The following is a 16,535-nucleotide window of genomic DNA, read 5'->3' on the forward strand; positions in this document are numbered from 1 at the left end:
TCGGCGAACGTCTGCTCGGCGGGTGACTCCACCCGCCTGCGTCGTCGGTGCGCGTCAGCGGCCGAACTCATGATCACCTCACGCTGTGCAGCTGCGCTCGCAGTTCGGGAGTGAGGATCTGGCCCACCTGGTCGACGACCACGGTCATCTCGTAGGCCACTTGGCCGACGTCGCTGTCGGGCGCGGCGAGAACCGCCAAACAAGATCCGTCTCGAATGGACATGAGGAGCATGATCCCGTAGTCCATCTCGATCACGGTGCGCAACACTCCGCCACCCTCGAAACAACGCGAGGCGCTCATCGTCAGTGATGTGACGCCCGCGGCGATCGCGGCCAGCTGCTCGGCGCGGTCCGGTGGCAGACCCGTCGACTTGGTGAGCAGCAGGCCGTCCACCGAGATCACGATCGCGTGTGCGACACCCGGTACGCGATCGGTGAAATTCGTGATCAACCAGCCGAACTGGTCCACCTGACGCGACTGAGGCGTGCTCATGCCTTTTCCCCGTTCCCCTGGCCGTTCTTCCCCTGGCCGTTTCCGTTCCCGTTGCTGCCCAGCGGCATCTGGCGAATGCCTGTCTGGTAGCTCGCGAGAAAGCCCCGTGCTCGCTCCGGATCGCGCTTCGGCGGCACCGGCGCGCGGGTGCCGCTCTCGGAACGGTCCGCGAGGTCGGGAAGCAGATTCTTGCGCGGCGCCCGTTTCGGCAACCCGGCGTCTGTCTCACCGGCGTCCGTCGCGGGGTCGCCCGGCTGTTCCCAGACCCCGCCCGCGGACTTCTTGCCGAACCAGGAAGCCGCTACGGACGGTGACGGTCCGGGTCGGGGAGCTGGCGACGAATGATCACTGTTGACCGATTCGTCCGAGACTCCGCTCCCGGAGAACCAGGAAGACGTCGTCTCAACAGTGGTTGGCCGCGTCTCGGTTGGCGACCCGTTCGGAGATCCGTTCGGCGAGGGGCGCGACTGCCGCTGCGGCTCCTCGATCGCGGCGCCGCGGAAGGAGGTCCACTCGGCCGACTCGCGCGGGTGCTCGATGGCGGGAGCGACCGGGGCCGGTGCGGGCGGTGCCGCCAGGTTCGGGGTCTTCACGACCACGTGCGGCTTCTGCGGAACCTGCTTCGGCTGCGGCAGCGCGGCGTGGCGCGGCTGGGCGGGCGCGGCGGCGGGCTCCTCGTCGTGCGAACGGACGAGCTCCGACGGCACGAGGACGAACGCGCGCAGGCCCTCACGGCCCTCGCCCGGCGTGCGCAGGCGCACGGTGATGCCGTGGCGGGCCGCGAGACGCCCGACCACGAAAAGACCCATCTGACGCGAAACCGGCACATCATCTTCTGTACCAGAGGAAAGCCGCTCGTTCGCCTCGGTCAGCTCGGCGGGCCCCATGCCGATGCCCTGGTCGGCGACCTCGACGAGCACCGAACCCTGCTGGTCGATGCGTGAACCGATCATGACCTGGGTGGTCGGCGCGGAGAACGCGGTGGCGTTGTCCAGCAGCTCCGCGACGAGACGCACGAGGTCGCTGGCCGCGTAGCCGACGATCTCCACCGACGGCGTCGACTTCACGACGACGCGCTGGTAGTGCTCGATCTCGGACGCGGCGGCGCGCAGCACGTCGGCCAGCGGCACCGGCTGGTGGAACCGGCGGGCGACGTCGGTGCCCGACAGCACCATCAGGTTCTCGTTGTTGCGGCGCATGCGCGTCGCGAGGTGGTCGAGCTTGAAGAGGTTGGCGAGCTGCTCCGGGTTCTCCTCGTGGCGCTCGAGCTCCTCCATGAGCTTGAGCTGGCGTTCGACGAGGCCCTGCGAGCGGCGCGACAGGTTGACGAAGATGTTCTTCATGCCCGACCGCAGCGACGACTGCTCGACGGCGGACCGGATGGCCTGCTCGTGCACGGCGTCGAACGCGCGCGCCAGCTGACCGAACTCCTCGGTGGTGTGCACGGGCACCGGCTCGACCTCGGTGTCCGGCTTGCGGTCGGCGCGGATCGCGGCGACGACCTCCGGAAGGTGGTGGTGCGCCACGTCGAGCGCGGAGTGCCGCAGCTGGGACAGCGAGCGCAGCAGGTAGCGGCCGATGACGAAGCCGAGCGCGCCGGCGATGATCAGCATCGCGAGCAGGATCACCGCGGCGGCGCCCGCCTTGTTGGACGTGTCGTCCTGCAGCGCGGCGGCCGAGCTCCCGAGCTGGTCCTGCAGCGCGCGGGTGACCTTCTCCATCAGGCGCGTGGTCGTGCCGGACGCGGTGTTCCACTCGTCCGCCGCGATGCCGAACGACGGCGGCGGCTTCGGCTGGCCGGCCTTCGTGGTGGGTGGCGGTACGCCGTCGGGCTGGGTGAGCGCGCGTTCCACGAGCGTGTTGCGGCTCGCCACGGCGATGCCGGTGACGGTCTGCTCGTACTCGCGGCGCTGCTCGGTGGTGGCGATGGCCTGGAAGTCGTTCAGGCGGTCCTGCAGCCGGATGTCGGACTGCTCCAGCGTGCGCTGCTCGGCGCCGAGCAGCTTGGTCCGGCCGATGCCTGCCAGGACGATCGCGTGCTGCAGGGAGACCTGTTCCTGCGCGATGACCATGTGGTGCAGCGCCAGTGCCGTGCCCGCGATGGCCTCGTCGCCGAGCTGGCTGATGAGGGCCTGCTCGAAGTCCAGCAACGACTTCACGACGCTCGTGTAGCCGATGGTGCCGCCGGACGGGTCACCGCCGTCGCCGCCCTGGACGACCTTCTCGCGCACGCTCTTCAGCGTGTCGAGCTGGCCGCCCATCTCGGTGAAGCGGTTGCGGGCGACGTCGCTCAGGCCTTCGGTGCGGTCGACGCGGCGGCGCACGGTCGCGGCGGCGTTGTCGGTCGCGCTGATCTGGTTCTGGTAGGCGCCGACACCGGAACCGCTCGTCGCGCTCTGGGCGGCGAGCGTGCGTTCCTGCTGGACGCTGGAGATCAATGGCGCGAGATCTGCCCGCAGCCGAACCAGGCCCTGCATCTGCACGTAGTTGTTGGACCGGTCGACGTAACCGGAGATCTGCAGTGTGCCCGCACCGACCGCCACGGCGACCGGCACCAGCAGCACGACGCCGAGCTTGACGGGCAGGCGCCAGTTGCGCCAGTCGCTGATCTTTCTCCACTCGACATTCACGAAATGATCCCCAAGGCGCGCTCGAAGTGCCCCACTATCGGCTACCTCCTGGCCTGGTGAATCCCCGCGACTTGAGTCACCCGCAGCTCGATATCGCCGATCAGCCGTATCGGGTGTCAGCGGATAGTAAGCCAGAGAGCGTGACGCGACAACGACCTGGGGCGTGTACGACTGATCACTGACCGTGACAGCCCTCCTTATGGGTGGTCCTGCGGGTTCGGGGGATTGACTCGTCGCGGCGCGTGGTTACGCTTGCGCCCTCCACCCCCGGTCCGGCCGAAGCCGCCTCGACGGCGCTCGCCGGGTACTCCCCGTAACGAATGCGAGCGGTTGATGACGAAGGCGCTGCCCTCCGTGTCACGCCCGGCCACCCCCGGTTTCGCGACCTTTGACGAGCGTCATCACTCATTGCTTATCGATGGTGACGGTGAGCCCGATTTCGGCACCATCCAAACGAGTGAAGATTTCCTCACGCTGAAGCGGCGTGTGACGCGTTTTATTCTGCCCGCAACACTGCTGTTCCTCGCTTGGTACGTGACGTTCGTATTACTTTCCGCCTACGCCGCCGACTTCATGAGCACACCGCTCTTCGGAACGGTGAACGTCGGACTGACGATGGGATTCCTCCAGTTCGTCACGACCATCATCATCACGATGGCGTACGCGCGTTACTCCAAGAAGAGGCTCGACCCGCAGGTCGAAAAGGTGCGCGCACTCGCGGAAACCGATGAGGAGCTCGCGTGACCGGGGCGAACACCGCGATCAACCTGTCCGTCTTCGGCATCTTCGTCCTGCTGACGCTGTACATCGTGTACCGCGCGTCGACGCGGAACGTCAGCGCCTCGGATTACTACGCGGCGGGCAGCAGCTTCACGGGCACCCAGAACGGCATCGCGCTCTCGGGTGACTTCCTCTCCGCGGCGTCGTTCCTCGGCATCTCCGGTGCCATCGCGGTGAACGGCTACGACGGATTCCTCTACTCGATCGGGTGGGTGGTCGCCTGGCTGATCGGCCTGATGCTCATCGCGGAACGGCTGCGCAACACCGGCCGCTACACGATGGGCGACGTCATGGCGTTCCGCATGCGCCAGCGCCCGGTCCGCGCCGCCGCGGCCAACGCGACGCTCGTGATCTCGATCTTCTACATGATCGCGCAGATGGCCGGCGCCGGCGGTCTGATGGCCTTGCTGCTGGACGTGCACAGCAAGGTCGGCCAGGCGATCATCATCGCCGTCGTCGGCATCGTCATGGTGCTGTACGTGCTGGTCGGCGGCATGAAGGGCACCACGTGGGTGCAGATCATCAAGGCCGTCCTGCTCCTCCTCTCCGCCTCGCTGCTGACCATCTTCCTGATCGGCAAGTTCGGTTTCGACATGTCCGCGATGCTCGAGCGCACGACGCAGAAGTCGCCGCTGGGCGAGGCGGTGCTCGCGCCGGGCGTGAAGTACGGCGCGACCGACCTGACGAAGCTCGACTTCCTGTCGCTCGCCCTGGCTCTCGTGCTGGGCACCGCTTCGCTGCCGCACGTGCTGATGCGCTTCTACACGGTGCCCAACGCGCGTGAGGCGCGGAAGTCGGTCGTGTGGGCCACGTGGATGATGGCGATCTTCTACTCGTGCACGCTGGTCATCGGCTTCGGCGCGATGGCCCTGGTCGGCACGGACAAGATCACCGGTGCTCCCGGCGGCGAGAACTCGGCCGCGCCGCTGCTCGCGTTCCAGGTCGGCGGCACGGTGCTGCTCGGCATCGTCTGCGCGGTGGCGTTCGCCACGATCCTCGCTGTGGTCGCCGGTCTGACGCTGACGGCGTCCGCTTCCTTCGCCCACGACGTCTACGCGAACGTCATCAAGCACGGTGAGGCGGACCCGCGCGACGAAGTCCGGGTCGCCCGCGTCACCGCGGTGTGCGTCGGCATCCTCGCGATCGTCGGCGGTATCGCGGCGAACGGTCAGAACGTCGCGTTCCTGGTCGCTCTCGCGTTCGCGCTGGCCGCGTCCGCGAACCTGCCGACGTTGCTCTACTCGATGTTCTGGAAGCGTTTCAACACGCGCGGCACTTTGTGGAGCATCTACGGCGGACTCACGTCGTGCGTGCTGCTCATCGTGTTCTCCCCCGCCATCTCGGGTTCGAAGTCGTCGGTGTTCCCCGACGCCGACTTCGCGTACTTCCCGCTGTCCAACCCCGGCATCGTGTCGATCCCGCTGTCGTTCCTCGCGGGGTTCCTGGGCACGATCCTCAGCAGGGAGCCCGCGGACCCGGACAAGCAGTCGGAGATGGAGGTCCGCGGGCTCACCGGCATCGGCTCAGGCCTGCGCTAGGAGCTCGCCGACCGCTTTGTTGAACACCTCGGGGCGTTCCAGGTTCGGCATGTGGGCGGCACCGTCGACCACGACCAGTGCCGAACCCGGGACGCGTTCGTGCATGTACTCCGCGTCCGGCACCGGGGTGTATTCATCGTCACTGCCGACGACGACCAGGGTCGGCACGGTGATCGTGCCGAGCAGCTCGGTGTAGTCGGGGCGTTCCGCACGGCCTCGCAACGCCGCCGCGGCGCCTTCCGCCGGGGCGTTGTGCATCATCCGGGACACGTGCTCGGAGACGGGACCGGCGTTGTGCCGGGCCACCATCTTCCACAACACCTCGTCGGCGTAGCCGGACATGCCCTCGCGCAACAGCCGGTCGGCCATGTCGTTGCGGTTCCGCCGGCCCTGCGGGGTCTCCGCCTGGGCGAACGTGTCGGCGAGGATCAGGCCCCTGGTGCGCTCGCCGTGCAGCCGCTGGAACTCGAGGACGATCTGCCCGCCCATCGACAAGCCGCCGAGCACGAACCTGTCGATCTCCAGGTGGTCGAGCAGCGCGGCGACGTCCCCGGCGAACGCCGACAGGGGCGTGACGCCGGGAACGACGGTGCTCTCGCCATAGCCGCGCAGGTCCGCGGCGATCACGCGCAAGCCGGCCGCGCTGAAGTGCTCCACCTGCGGCCGCCACATCGAGCGGTCGAACGGGTGGCCGTGCACCAGGACGAGAACGTCGTCACCGGTGCCTTCGTCGTCGTAGCCGATGGTGATGCCGTTGACGCTCGCGATGGTCATGATCCGAACGTAGCGCGGGCCACTATCGCGACGCTGACGCCCGAATCGCCTTGCTCAGCCGGGAAGCGGCCTCGTCGCCCGTCTGCCGGAAGCCGAGCGACGGCTCGGTGAGCTCCAGTTCGAGCAGCAGCGGTTCGCCGTCCTCGCCTTCGACGACGTCGACGCGGGCGTAGAGGAAGTCGTTGCGCTGCAACGAAAGGCGTTCGGCGGCGACGTCGAGCACGCGGTTCGCGAGGTCGAGCTGGCGTTCCGTCGGCTCGATGGCGCGCAGCTTCTCCTCGACGTACAGCCCCGACTCCGACTCGGCGAGGCCCTGCGCCAGCATCGGTCCTTTGTGGAACGAGTGCGAGTACTCGCCGGCGAAGAACACCAGCGCCGTCTCGCCATGAGCGTCCACACTGGACTGATAGGGCTGCACCAGCGCCTTGACGCCGAGGGCCTCGAAGTGCGCACAGGCCTTGGCGTGGTCGGTGAACCGCCCGGCGCCGCGGGAACCCGCGCCGATGGCCGGTTTCACCACGAACTCGCCGTCCGGGAAGTGCGGCTCCTCCCCCGGCTCCACCACGGCGGTGGGCACGACGGCGATGCCGTGCGAGGCGAGCTCGACCAGGTAGGACTTGTCGGTGTTCCAGCGCACGACTGAGATCGGGTTCGCCAGCGCGGGCACGGTCTCGCACCACGCCAGGAAGTCGTCGAGGCGCTCGGTGTAGTCCCACGTGGCGCGCAGCACGACGAGGTCGGCGTCAACTGGCTCGCCCCAGGGCTGCCACACGACGTCGACGCCGTCGCGCCGCAGCACTTCGAGGAGCGCGTCCTCGTCGCCGTCACCTTCCGGCAGTGCGGCGCAGGAAGCGAAAACGACCTTCACGACTGCATCGAGGCCATCTTGCGGCGGTGCGCGAAGCCGATCTTGGTGGCGGCGATGGTCTCGCGGTCCCATTCGGCCTGCTCGACGTTGTCGACGGCGTCGACGGCGTTGGTGGCGGACTCGACGTCCTTGGCCATCACGTCGCCCATGGCGCCGTCCGCCCCGACCAGCACGATCCGCGCGCCGGCCCGGCCGATCGGCTCCACGACGGCCTTGACCGCGGTGCCCGGCTTGCCGTGGGCCTTCACGAACTCGGCGATGCGCTTCTGAGTGGTTTGATCAGACACCCCCACACTGTAAAACCAGCGAGTAGGTTCGGTCGGGTGACCACCGACACGCTCGCGTCCTTCCTCTCGTGGTACTTCGACAACAACCCCGCTCACGCGGCGCTGGTCGGTTCGCTTCCGCACTACTCGACGTTCGGGGACTTCTCCGCTGCCGCGTTCGAGCGGCGGGCCAGGGAGAACGGTGCGTGGGTCGCGCGGCTGGAGCCGTTGCCCAGGTCGGTGGACCGCGATCTCGCGCTGTCGGTGCTGCGCGGATGGCTGGCGGCGGAGACGTGGCCGTCGTGGCGGCGTGATCCGCACGAGTACTCGGGGATGGTCTTCTTCGGACTGCTGACGCCTTTTCTGCACGGGTTGCTGCCCGAGGCGGAGCTGGTCGCCTCCGCCGTCGCGAAGCTGCGTGAGGTGCCTTCGGTTTTCGCGGCCGCGCAGGCGAACCTGGACCCGTCGCTGGCGTCGCCGCTGGTGGTGCGGCGCGCGCTCGGGCAGGTGCGGACGGGACGGTCGTTCCTGCTGGACTCGCTGCCGTCTGAGGTGTCGTCGCCCGAGCTGCGCGCGCAGCTGGTTGAGGCCGCCGTGCCCGCCGCGGAGGCGTTCGACCGGTACGCCACGTTCCTCGAAGATCTCGCCGTGCGGGCGACCGGCGACTGGCGGATGGGCGAGAAGCTCTACTCGACCCTGTTGCAGGACAAGGAGTTGCTCGGTTACGGCGCGCCGGAGCTGCACCAGCGCGGCCAGGACGCGTACGCCTCGCTGGAGGCGGAGCTGATCGAGCTCGCGGGATCGTCCGACTGGCGTTCGGTGATGAGCTCGTTGCAGGACGACCACCCGCCGACGCTGGAGGCGATGCGGGCCGAGTACGAGGCGGAGACGCAGCGGGCCCGCGCGGCGCTGGTCGAGCACTCCCTCGTGACGCTGCCCGACGGCGAGGAGTGCGCCGTGGTGCCGTCGCTGCCGTTCCAGCGTCCGATCATGTCGGTCGCGAGCTACCTCGGCCCGCCGCCGTTGACGTCACGTCGCGCGGGCTACTTCTTCGTGCCGTTCACCCCGGACGGCGCCACGGACGAGGAGATCACGCACCGGCTGCGCACCAACGCGCGCTCGCAGCTGCCGACGATCTCGGTGCACGAGGCCTACCCCGGCCATCACTGGCACATGTCGTGGGTGGCGGCGCAGGGAGACGCGCATCCGTTGCGGAAGGTGTTCCGGACGCCGTTCTTCTCCGAGGGCTGGGCGTTGTACGCGGAGAAGCTGCTGCGGTCGGTCGGGTACTACACGACCCGTGCGGCGTTGATGGGGCACGTCGAGGCGCGGTTGTTCCGCGCGGCGCGGATGATCGTCGACACCGCGTTGCACTGCGGGGACATGACGCCGGAAGAAGCCGAGGCGTTCATGCTGGCGCGCACCGCGTTGACGCCGGGCACCGCCGTCGGCGAGGTCAAGCGGTACTGCGCGTGGCCGACGCAGGCGCCGGCGTACCTGACCGGCGCGTTGGAGATCGACCAGATCCGCGACGAGTACCTGGCCGCATCACTGGGATCGTCGCGCGACTTCCACGACCGCATCGCGGGATCAGGCTCGCTGCCGCTCGGGCTGGCGCGCCGCGTGGCGCTGGGCGAGGAGTGACGGCAGCGGGATGAAGGCTGCGACGACGTAGGCGAACGCCGAGATCGTCGCGGTCGTCGTGTCGCCGATCTTCGTGGCGACCAGCGGTGCCGTGACGGCGCCGAGCGGAATCGCCAGGAAGGAGCCGAACTCGTCGTAGGCGGTGACGCGGGACAGCAGGTGGTTGGGGATGGCGCGTTGCAGCTCCGTCTCCCACGCGATCGCCCACGTGGCCATGCCCATGCCTTCGACGAAGGCGATGACGATCAACGTGGGAGTGTTCGCACCGAGCCCCAGTGCGAGCAACGGAACCGCCGCCACGAGCGTGATCAGTGTGGCGATCCACAACGGAACGGTCCGCGTCCGATACATGATCAGCGTGACGAGAGCGAGGCCCGCGCCCGACGCGCTGAGCACCAGGCCCCACTCGAACTCGCCGATGGTCCGTTTCGCGATCGCGAGGCCGAGGACCGTCCACACGCCGACGTAGATGGCGTTGGTGAGACAGAAGGACAGGACCATCGTCCACACCCAACTCGTGGTGCGGAACGTGTTCCAGCCTTCCCCGAGGTTCTGCGTGAGGCTCGACGTGACCGGTTTGCCGGGGAGGTTCAGCTTCGCGTACAGGGCCGCCGCCGCGAAGTAGGTGGCGGCGTCGAACGCCAGCGCCCACCCCGCGCCGATGGTGGCGGCGGCGAGCCCCGCCGCGGCAGGGCCGATCAGGCCGGTGCCGAAGCGCGCGGCGCTGAGCAGCGAGTTGGCCTTCTGCAGGCGGTCGGGCTCCACGATTTGCGGGAGCCCGCCGCGCGCCGCCGGTGAGGTGAAGGCGTTGAACGCGCCTTGCACCGCCTGAAGTCCGAGGAGCAGGCCCAGGTGGTAGTTGCCGGTGAGAAGGGTGGCGGCGGCCGCGGCCTGCGCCGCACCGGAACCGACGTGGCTGATGGTGAGAACGGCCGACCGGCTGAACCGGTCCGCGATGGAACCGCCGATCAGGACCAGCGCCAGATACGGAACGATGCGCGCGGCGAGCACGAGACCGGAGTCGAGCGCCGTGCCGTGGTCGAGCACCGCGAACGGCAACGCGACCACCGCCATGGCGGTGCCGAGCAGTGAGATGAACCGTGCCGAGCAGAACAACCCGAACGCCCCCATGCTGGACGACCGTAGCGGTTCCCACCTGGCGGGAACGGGAACATCCGTGCCGTGGCCCGAGTTCTTTCGAGTTGAGTCGATCAAGGAGGACAGATGCCCAAGGCAGTGGTGGTGCGTTCGGCCGGCGGCCCGGAGGTGCTCGAGTACTCGGACGTGCCGTCGCCGGTGCCCGGTGACGACGAGCTGCTGGTGCGGGTGGGCGCGGCCGGCGTCAACTACATCGACACCTACCAGCGCAGCGGGCAGTACCCCGTGCCGCTGCCCACCGCTCTGGGCCTGGAGGGTGCGGGCGAGGTCATCGCCTCGAACTCCTCTTCGTTCGCCGTCGGTGATCGCGTGGCGTGGATGTCCGTGCTGGGCAGCTACGCGTCCGAGGTCGTGGTGCCTGCTTCGGCCGCGGTGCGCGTTCCTTCTTCGTTGGACGTGGAGCTGGCGGCGGCTGCTCTGTTGCAGGGCATCACCGCGCACTACCTGACGCACTCGACCCACGTGGTGAAGGAAGGCGATCGGGTGCTCGTGCACGCGGCCGCCGGTGGGGTCGGGTTGTTGCTGACACAGTGGGCGAAGGCTCGCGGGGCGTACGTCGTCGCGACGGTGTCGACCGACGAGAAGGAGGCGCTGGCTCGCGAGGCCGGGGCCGACCAGGTGCTGCGGTACGGGGACTTCGCGTCGCAGATCGAGAAGGTCGACGTGGTGTACGACGGGGTCGGGCGTGACACGTTCGACCAGTCGCTGGCGTCGCTGAAGCCGCGCGGGTTGCTGGCGTTGTTCGGGGCGTCGTCCGGGCCGGTGCCGCCGTTGGACCCGCAGCGCCTGAACGCCGCCGGGTCGGTGTACCTGACCCGGCCGTCGACCGGGGCCTATCTGCTCGACCGCGCGGAGTTCGAGTGGCGGGCGGCCGACCTGTTCGGGGCGATCGCGGACGGAACGCTGTCGGTGCGGATCGGTGGGCGGTACAAGCTGGAGGAGGCGGCGCAGGCGCACACCGACCTGCAGTCGCGCCGGACCACCGGGAAGTTGCTGCTGCTGCCGTGAGGTTTGAGCGGCCCCCGACTGTTCTCCTGGTCGGGGGCCGGTTCGTCACGCCGCGGGAGTGACCTTCACGCCGTCGATCACGAAGACGAGGGTCTCGTTCGGCTTGATGCCCTGGCCGCCCTTGCCATAGCCCTTGGCCGGCGGGACGACCAGCAGACGCCGGCCCTTCTCCTTGAGCCCGATGATGCCCTCGTTCCAGCCCTCGATGACCTGCGCCTGCCCGACGTTCTCGACGTCGAACGGCTGCCCGCGCTTGAAGGAGCTGTCCAGCACCTTCTTGTCGGAGAAGGTCGTGAGCTGGTAGTTGACCGTGGCCGTCGAGCCGGCCTTGACCTCGGCGCCGGTGCCCTGGACCAGGTCCTTGACGATGAGCTCGTCAGTGGGCTTGCAGGCCGGGATCTCGACCTTGGGCGCCGCGCCGAAGTCGCCGGTGACCTTGAAGTCGTCGGCCTTGCAGGGGGTGGTCGGGGCCGGCGTGTTGCTGCTGCTGCCGGTGCCGGTGCCGAGCGAGGGCTGGGCTGAGCCGCCGCAGGCGGTCAGGCCGGTGGCGGCTGCCAGCGCCAGGGACGCGATGAGCAGGACGTTGCGCATGAGGGGGGAGCGTATTCGGGGGTGTGTTAGCGGGGTGTAGCAGGTCGGGCGCCGCCCACCCGACGCGGCACCAGCGGGATGCGTGGGCCCCTCGGGCGCCGTCCATGCCCGGCATCGCGGCCGGCAGCGGGTGGACGCGGGGCTCGTCCTCGCGGCGCAGTGGGCGGTGCGGGCGAGTGGAGGAAGACACGCGGCGTGCGTGCGTTTGGGTGGGTGGGTCACCCTCATCCGACTCGTTGAGCGTAGGTCGCGACTCGGTGTCACCGAAGTGCACGGGTGCGGGTTGGCGGAGGGGCTCAAGGGCGGTTATTCCGGTTGTAAATGTCGCACGAATAGCAGCTTCCTTATCTTTTGACCGACGCGTACAGTGACTCCGCGCACTTGATCGGACACTGAACGCATTCGTCCGATCGGGTAGCGGCCGATGAGGTGACCGCCAGGAGGTGGGACTTGTGTCCGCGGAGGCCGGAGGCATCCGCAGCAACCTGATCCAGGAGTTGTTTTGGACTCGGACCGGGTTGCTCCTCCTCATACTCGTGGTGACGTCGGGCGCGTCGCTTGCCATTTCCAGTCAAATGGATTCCGGGGCGGCTAGAAACCTGCTGACCGCGGTGGGGACGGGCACGCTCATATCGGCTGTCGTGAGCTTCACGCAGACGTTGGTTACGTCCAAAGCCGCGCAGAAGGCTCTGCTCACGCCGGTCATCGAGGAGAGTCGCAAGGCTCTGAAGGAGCTCACGCAGGAGTATCGGGCGCTGGATCGGGAGTTCTTCCCCAGTCACGTGTTCGAGCCGACCGCTACGCCGGATCCGGTGTTCAACCAGCTCATGATGCAGGACCTGGAGCGGACGCGGTTGTACTGCTTCCGCGGGTTCGCCGGGCGGTACGCGGCGGGGCGGGTGTTGCTCTCCCAGACGGAATGCGAGCTCAGGGCCGTGTTGGCGGACCCGCGGGACGACAACGCCATCAGCGGGCGGGCGCGGTATCTCCTGCGCAACGAAGGCGCCGAGGGCGACTACGACGAGATCCAGACGAAGCTCAAGGAGCAGATCGGGATCGGGCTCGTCGGGCTCTACGTGGCGCGCAGCCGGTGCAGCAGAATCGATGTCACGATCGTTTCGGATCCGCCGCTCGATCGGCTCGAATTGTTCGACGACTCCGCTTGGCTCACGCTCTTCAGCAACACCGCCGGAGTGCTGCGGCCCTATCCCAGGACGCTCAGGTTCACCGAGAGCTCGTTCCTGTACACGATGGAACGGGCGGAGTTCCTGCGGATCAGCAATTCCAAGGCCGGGTATCACTTCGTCATCACGCCGGGCACGACGAGGAACGACTTCCTGGCGTTGTTCGAGAAGATCACCGGCGACACTCTCACCGACGACGGATACCGCGAGCTCGAAGACAAGTTCCACGCATTCCGTCGCGAATTCTCCGCATCCGCTCAGTTGAGGAGCTGATCGATCTTGCTAGCCGAGTTCACCGGGTTGTCCGCGCTCGAGGAGCTCGCCGCTCGGATAAGGGGCGCCGATTTTCCCGTGGTGGACCACTGGACCGATGTCGGCGTGTGGTTCCGCGAGTGGGCGGCCCGGCCGGAGTTGCGCAAGGAGCTTCGCGCGTACATCGACGGGCTCACGCCGCAGCAGGCGACCTGGGTGATCGCGCATTCGCGCGAGACGACGACGCACTTCGCGTGGTGCCTGCGGGATGAGCCGGACGAGCCGTTCACGTTCTGGCTGCACGAGTACAAGCCGCTGGCGGACTGGCGGACCGGGTACGCGGACTCGGTCCACAACCACCGGTACCACTTCTGCACCACCATCCTGAGCGGCGCGTACCTGCACGAACGATTTGACGCCCGGCTCGGCGTCGGTGGGCGCTCGATCGTCGGCACGGAGCTCACGAACCGCACCCAGTGCACCGAAGGCACCACGGGCACGTTGCTCGCGCACGAGTTCCACCGCATCCCGCGCGCGGCGGACGGGACGATGACGTTCCTGGCCAAGTCGCGTGCCGTCACGCCGTGGAGCCTCAGCTACGACCCGGACACCGGGATCAGTCATCGGCACGTGCCGGTCGAGGACCGACTGGAGGATCTGACGAACCACCTGTGAAGCCGCGCCGAGGCGCGCATGACACGCCTACCATCAGCCCACCCGGTGGGAGGGCTGATGATGCGTACGCGCACAACGATTCCGAGGTCTGTCATCGCGGACGTGGAGCAGCGCGTGAGGCGGCTGTGCGAGGACCTGGCCGCGAAGCTGCAGTTCCACGGCTGGCACCACGTGAGCTTCGTCCGCGACAAGGCCGTGCACTTCGCCGAACGCAACGGCGCCGCGACGGACATCGTCGAGGTGGCCGCTCTGGTGCACGACCTGAACTACATGGTCCGCCGCAACTCGCTGCCGACCGACGGTGCGGCGCTGCGCAGGAAGGTGCTGTTCGTCGCCGGTGTCTGCCTCGGTGACATCGAGTGGATCGAACGCATCGTCCTCGAAGCGGAGATGCGCACCCGCCACCGCGACATCTCACTGGAGGCCCAGGCGCTGTCCGACGCCGACACGCTCTTCAAGGCGCTCCCGGTGACGCCGGTCGTCCTCGCGCACAAGTACCTGCAGGAGAACGGCATCACGCTGCGGGAGCTCGCGCACAAGATCGTGGGCGAGCAGGTGTCCAAGGCCGACGAGGGCTACTACTTCTACGACGCGGAGGCCGCCGCGACCTACACCAAGTGGGCCGAGACGAACCTCCTGCTGTGGCAGCACATCGTGGAGTCGCTCGACGACCCGTGCGTCGAGGAGCTGCTGACCAAGGTGGCGTCGTGAGCCTCACCTGGCGACCAACGAGCTGAGCTCCGGCGGCACCGGCCCCGGATGCACCACGCCCAGCTGCCTGGTGGCCCGCGTCATGGCCACGTAGAGGTCGTTGGGACCGGCCGCGAGAACGGCCACCGGGTCGGCGATCACGACCACGTCGAACTCCAGGCCCTTGGCCTGTGCAGGTGTCAGCAGCACGACGTCACCCGTGAGGTCCGGTGGCACGGGGAGCGACAACGCGGCCGCCAGCTCGTCGACGACCGGCGCGATGATCGCCAGCTTGCCTTCCGCGTGCTCGGCGATCAGCGTGGCGAGCGCGCCCGGCACGTCCGCGGCCGCCAGCCGCCACGGCACCTCGCCACTCGCCCGCACCGATCGCGGCGGCCGCAGTGCCGGGTGGTGCCGGGCGAGCAGCTCCACCGCGACCGTCATGATCTCCACCGGCGTGCGGTAGTTGACGGTCAGCTGGGCGAGCCGGTGCGGCCGCGGCACCCGCTCCCACGACGACGCGCCCGCCGCGCTGCCTGTCTGCGCCAGGTCTCCCACCACGGTCATCGACCGCGACGGGCAGCGGCGCACCAGCATCCGCCAGGCCATGCCGGACAGCTCCTGTGCCTCGTCGACCACGACGTGCCCGAACACCGGCACGCTCTCACCGACCAGCGCGGCGACCTCGTCGAGCAGCGGGACGTCCGCGGCGCTCCACGGACCTTCGACCACCTCCGCGGGGGTCAGGGTCGGCCACAGCTCGTCGAGCGCGTCCCGAACACCGGCGTCACTGAGCAGCGCGGTCCGCAACGCTTCCCGGTCCACCTCGTCCAGCAGGTCACGCGGACCGTCCTCCTCCTGCCCGAGCACCACACCCGCTGCCGCCAGCGCACGCAGTTCCGCCTCGCCGAGCCGGCCGTCGGCACTGCCTCCGTCGAGTGCCTCACCGGTCGCGGTGAACACGACCGCCTCCATCCGGCCGACGAGCTCCCCGGCCAGCGCGGCCACGATCTCCCGCTGGAACACCAGTCGCGCCTGGTTGTGCGGCAGCCCGGTCTCCCTCGCCGTCCGCACGGCCCGTCGCACCACCGCCGGGTCCAGCCGCAGCACCTCCTGCTCGAACTCGACGTCCACCGGTTCCTCCGGCAGCCGGACCGCGGCGCGCACGCTCTCGGCCAGCCGGGCCGCCATGTCCGCGCGGCCCTTGCGCTCGGCCTCCGCCACCGAGTCCACCTCGGTGACGGCGACGGACCTCAGTCCGGGCACGGTCGCCGTCACCACCCGGTTCTCGCCGAGCCCCGGCAGCACCTGGCCGATGTAGTCGAGGAACACCTCGCTGGGCCCGATGACGAGCACACCGCGGGCCCGCAGGTGCTCGTGCGTGTACAGCAGGTAGGCGACGCGGTGGAGGGCGACGGCGGTCTTGCCGGTGCCCGGTCCGCCCTGCACGACGAGCACTCCCCTGGCGTCGTCACGGACGATCCGGTCCTGCTCGGCCTGCAGCGTCGTGACGACGTCCCGCATGCGTCCGGTCCGCTCGGCCGTCAGGGCGGCCAGCAACGCGGCTTCGCCGACCAGCCCGTCGCCGGGCGCGTCCAGATCGAGCAGTTCGTCGTCCACGGAGACGACGGCCCGGCCACGCGTCGTGATCCGGCGCCGGCGCACGACGCCGTCCGGCTCGGCGGCGGTCGCGGTGTAGAAGGGGCGGGCGGCGGGCGCACGCCAGTCCACCAGCAACGGCTCGTCGTCGTCGAACAGCGAGATCCGTCCGATGTGGACACTTCGGCCGTCGGCGAGGTCCAGCCTGCCGAAGCACAGCCCCTCCTCCACCGCCTCCAGCCGCGCGAGCTCCGCCCGCCACACGTCCGAAGTGTGGCCGCGGGCGAGCGCGGCGGCCGCCTCGTGCCGCAGCGCGTCGAGGCGGGCGTACAGCACGTTGACGTGGTCCTGCTCAGCTGCGAGTTCCTGCACTCGGGAGAGGGTG

The 16,535-nt window shown here is 68.9% G+C and carries 15 protein-coding genes; 7 read left to right on the forward strand and 8 right to left on the reverse strand.

What is annotated here, in order from left to right:
• Nucleotides 1–73 precede the first annotated feature (73 nt).
• Together JOD27_RS31645 and JOD27_RS31650 are read right to left on the reverse strand one after the other, a co-directional pair.
• Nucleotides 74–493, reverse strand: coding sequence for a roadblock/LC7 domain-containing protein (locus tag JOD27_RS31645; RefSeq protein ID WP_204765974.1), 420 nt, complete (start codon nucleotides 491–493; stop codon nucleotides 74–76).
• Entirely contained in the window at nucleotides 490–3,123 is a 2,634-nt protein-coding gene (locus tag JOD27_RS31650) for a sensor histidine kinase (RefSeq protein ID WP_204765975.1), read from the reverse strand. Before JOD27_RS31650 ends, JOD27_RS31645 begins: the two co-directional genes overlap by 4 nt.
• A 333-nt stretch (nucleotides 3,124–3,456) precedes the next feature.
• Here JOD27_RS31650 and JOD27_RS31655 point away from each other — a divergent pair, with 333 nt between their 5' ends.
• A complete protein-coding gene (locus JOD27_RS31655) occupies nucleotides 3,457–3,867 on the forward strand; it encodes a DUF485 domain-containing protein (RefSeq protein WP_204765976.1) in 411 nt (136 codons plus the stop codon).
• The gene (locus tag JOD27_RS31660; protein WP_204765977.1) at nucleotides 3,864–5,441 is read left to right on the forward strand and encodes a monocarboxylic acid transporter; all 1,578 of its coding nucleotides are present in this window, start codon (nucleotides 3,864–3,866) and stop codon (nucleotides 5,439–5,441) included. The genes JOD27_RS31655 and JOD27_RS31660 overlap by 4 nt, the downstream gene beginning before the upstream one ends.
• Here the strand turns inward: JOD27_RS31660 and JOD27_RS31665 are convergent.
• The 3 genes from JOD27_RS31665 to JOD27_RS31675 are packed head-to-tail and all read right to left on the reverse strand — an operon-like array spanning nucleotide 5,427 to nucleotide 7,370.
• On the reverse strand, nucleotides 5,427–6,215 hold the full coding sequence (locus JOD27_RS31665) for an alpha/beta fold hydrolase (protein ID WP_204765978.1): 789 nt from the start codon (nucleotides 6,213–6,215) through the stop codon (nucleotides 5,427–5,429). The genes JOD27_RS31660 and JOD27_RS31665 overlap by 15 nt on opposite strands.
• Nucleotides 6,216–6,237: 22 nt before the next feature.
• A complete protein-coding gene (locus tag JOD27_RS31670) occupies nucleotides 6,238–7,083 on the reverse strand; it encodes an ATP-grasp domain-containing protein (protein ID WP_204765979.1) in 846 nt (281 codons plus the stop codon).
• Nucleotides 7,080–7,370, reverse strand: a complete 291-nt coding sequence (locus JOD27_RS31675; protein WP_307830441.1) for a hypothetical protein — start codon at nucleotides 7,368–7,370, stop codon at nucleotides 7,080–7,082. The genes JOD27_RS31670 and JOD27_RS31675 overlap by 4 nt, the downstream gene beginning before the upstream one ends.
• 36 nt (nucleotides 7,371–7,406) lie before the next feature.
• Here JOD27_RS31675 and JOD27_RS31680 point away from each other — a divergent pair, with 36 nt between their 5' ends.
• Complete coding sequence (locus tag JOD27_RS31680) at nucleotides 7,407–8,993, forward strand: DUF885 domain-containing protein (protein ID WP_204765981.1); 1,587 nt, start codon at nucleotides 7,407–7,409, stop codon at nucleotides 8,991–8,993.
• Here JOD27_RS31680 and JOD27_RS31685 read toward each other — a convergent pair.
• Nucleotides 8,940–10,124 carry an MFS transporter gene (locus tag JOD27_RS31685; protein WP_204765982.1) on the reverse strand — a complete coding sequence of 395 codons (1,185 nt, stop codon included), beginning with the start codon at nucleotides 10,122–10,124 and terminating at the stop codon, nucleotides 8,940–8,942. The genes JOD27_RS31680 and JOD27_RS31685 overlap by 54 nt on opposite strands.
• 93 nt (nucleotides 10,125–10,217) lie before the next feature.
• On the opposite strand from JOD27_RS31685, the gene JOD27_RS31690 reads away from it, so the two are divergent.
• Nucleotides 10,218–11,159, forward strand: coding sequence for a quinone oxidoreductase family protein (locus tag JOD27_RS31690; RefSeq protein WP_204765983.1), 942 nt, complete (start codon nucleotides 10,218–10,220; stop codon nucleotides 11,157–11,159).
• A 45-nt stretch (nucleotides 11,160–11,204) separates the two neighbouring features.
• Here the strand turns inward: JOD27_RS31690 and JOD27_RS31695 are convergent, their stop codons facing one another.
• Nucleotides 11,205–11,750, reverse strand: a complete 546-nt coding sequence (locus JOD27_RS31695) for an FKBP-type peptidyl-prolyl cis-trans isomerase (protein WP_204765984.1) — start codon at nucleotides 11,748–11,750, stop codon at nucleotides 11,205–11,207.
• 518 nt (nucleotides 11,751–12,268) lie between these two features.
• On the opposite strand from JOD27_RS31695, the gene JOD27_RS31700 reads away from it, so the two are divergent.
• Genes JOD27_RS31700 through JOD27_RS31710 form a run of 3 tightly spaced genes read left to right on the forward strand, consistent with a single transcriptional unit; the run spans nucleotide 12,269 to nucleotide 14,572 of the window.
• Nucleotides 12,269–13,207 carry a hypothetical protein gene (locus JOD27_RS31700; RefSeq protein WP_239569876.1) on the forward strand — a complete coding sequence of 313 codons (939 nt, stop codon included), beginning with the start codon at nucleotides 12,269–12,271 and terminating at the stop codon, nucleotides 13,205–13,207.
• A gap of 6 nt (nucleotides 13,208–13,213) precedes the next feature.
• Nucleotides 13,214–13,861: a hypothetical protein gene (locus JOD27_RS31705; protein WP_204765985.1), complete on the forward strand. Its 648-nt coding sequence runs from the start codon at nucleotides 13,214–13,216 to the stop codon at nucleotides 13,859–13,861.
• A gap of 60 nt (nucleotides 13,862–13,921) precedes the next feature.
• A complete protein-coding gene (locus tag JOD27_RS31710; RefSeq protein WP_372441763.1) occupies nucleotides 13,922–14,572 on the forward strand; it encodes an HD domain-containing protein in 651 nt (216 codons plus the stop codon).
• A gap of 3 nt (nucleotides 14,573–14,575) precedes the next feature.
• Here the strand turns inward: JOD27_RS31710 and JOD27_RS31715 are convergent, their stop codons facing one another.
• A complete protein-coding gene (locus JOD27_RS31715) occupies nucleotides 14,576–16,522 on the reverse strand; it encodes a HelD family protein (RefSeq protein ID WP_204765987.1) in 1,947 nt (648 codons plus the stop codon).
• Nucleotides 16,523–16,535 lie beyond the last annotated feature (13 nt).

The sequence above is a fragment of the Lentzea nigeriaca genome, from assembly GCF_016907955.1.
Classification (GTDB): domain Bacteria; phylum Actinomycetota; class Actinomycetes; order Mycobacteriales; family Pseudonocardiaceae; genus Lentzea; species Lentzea nigeriaca.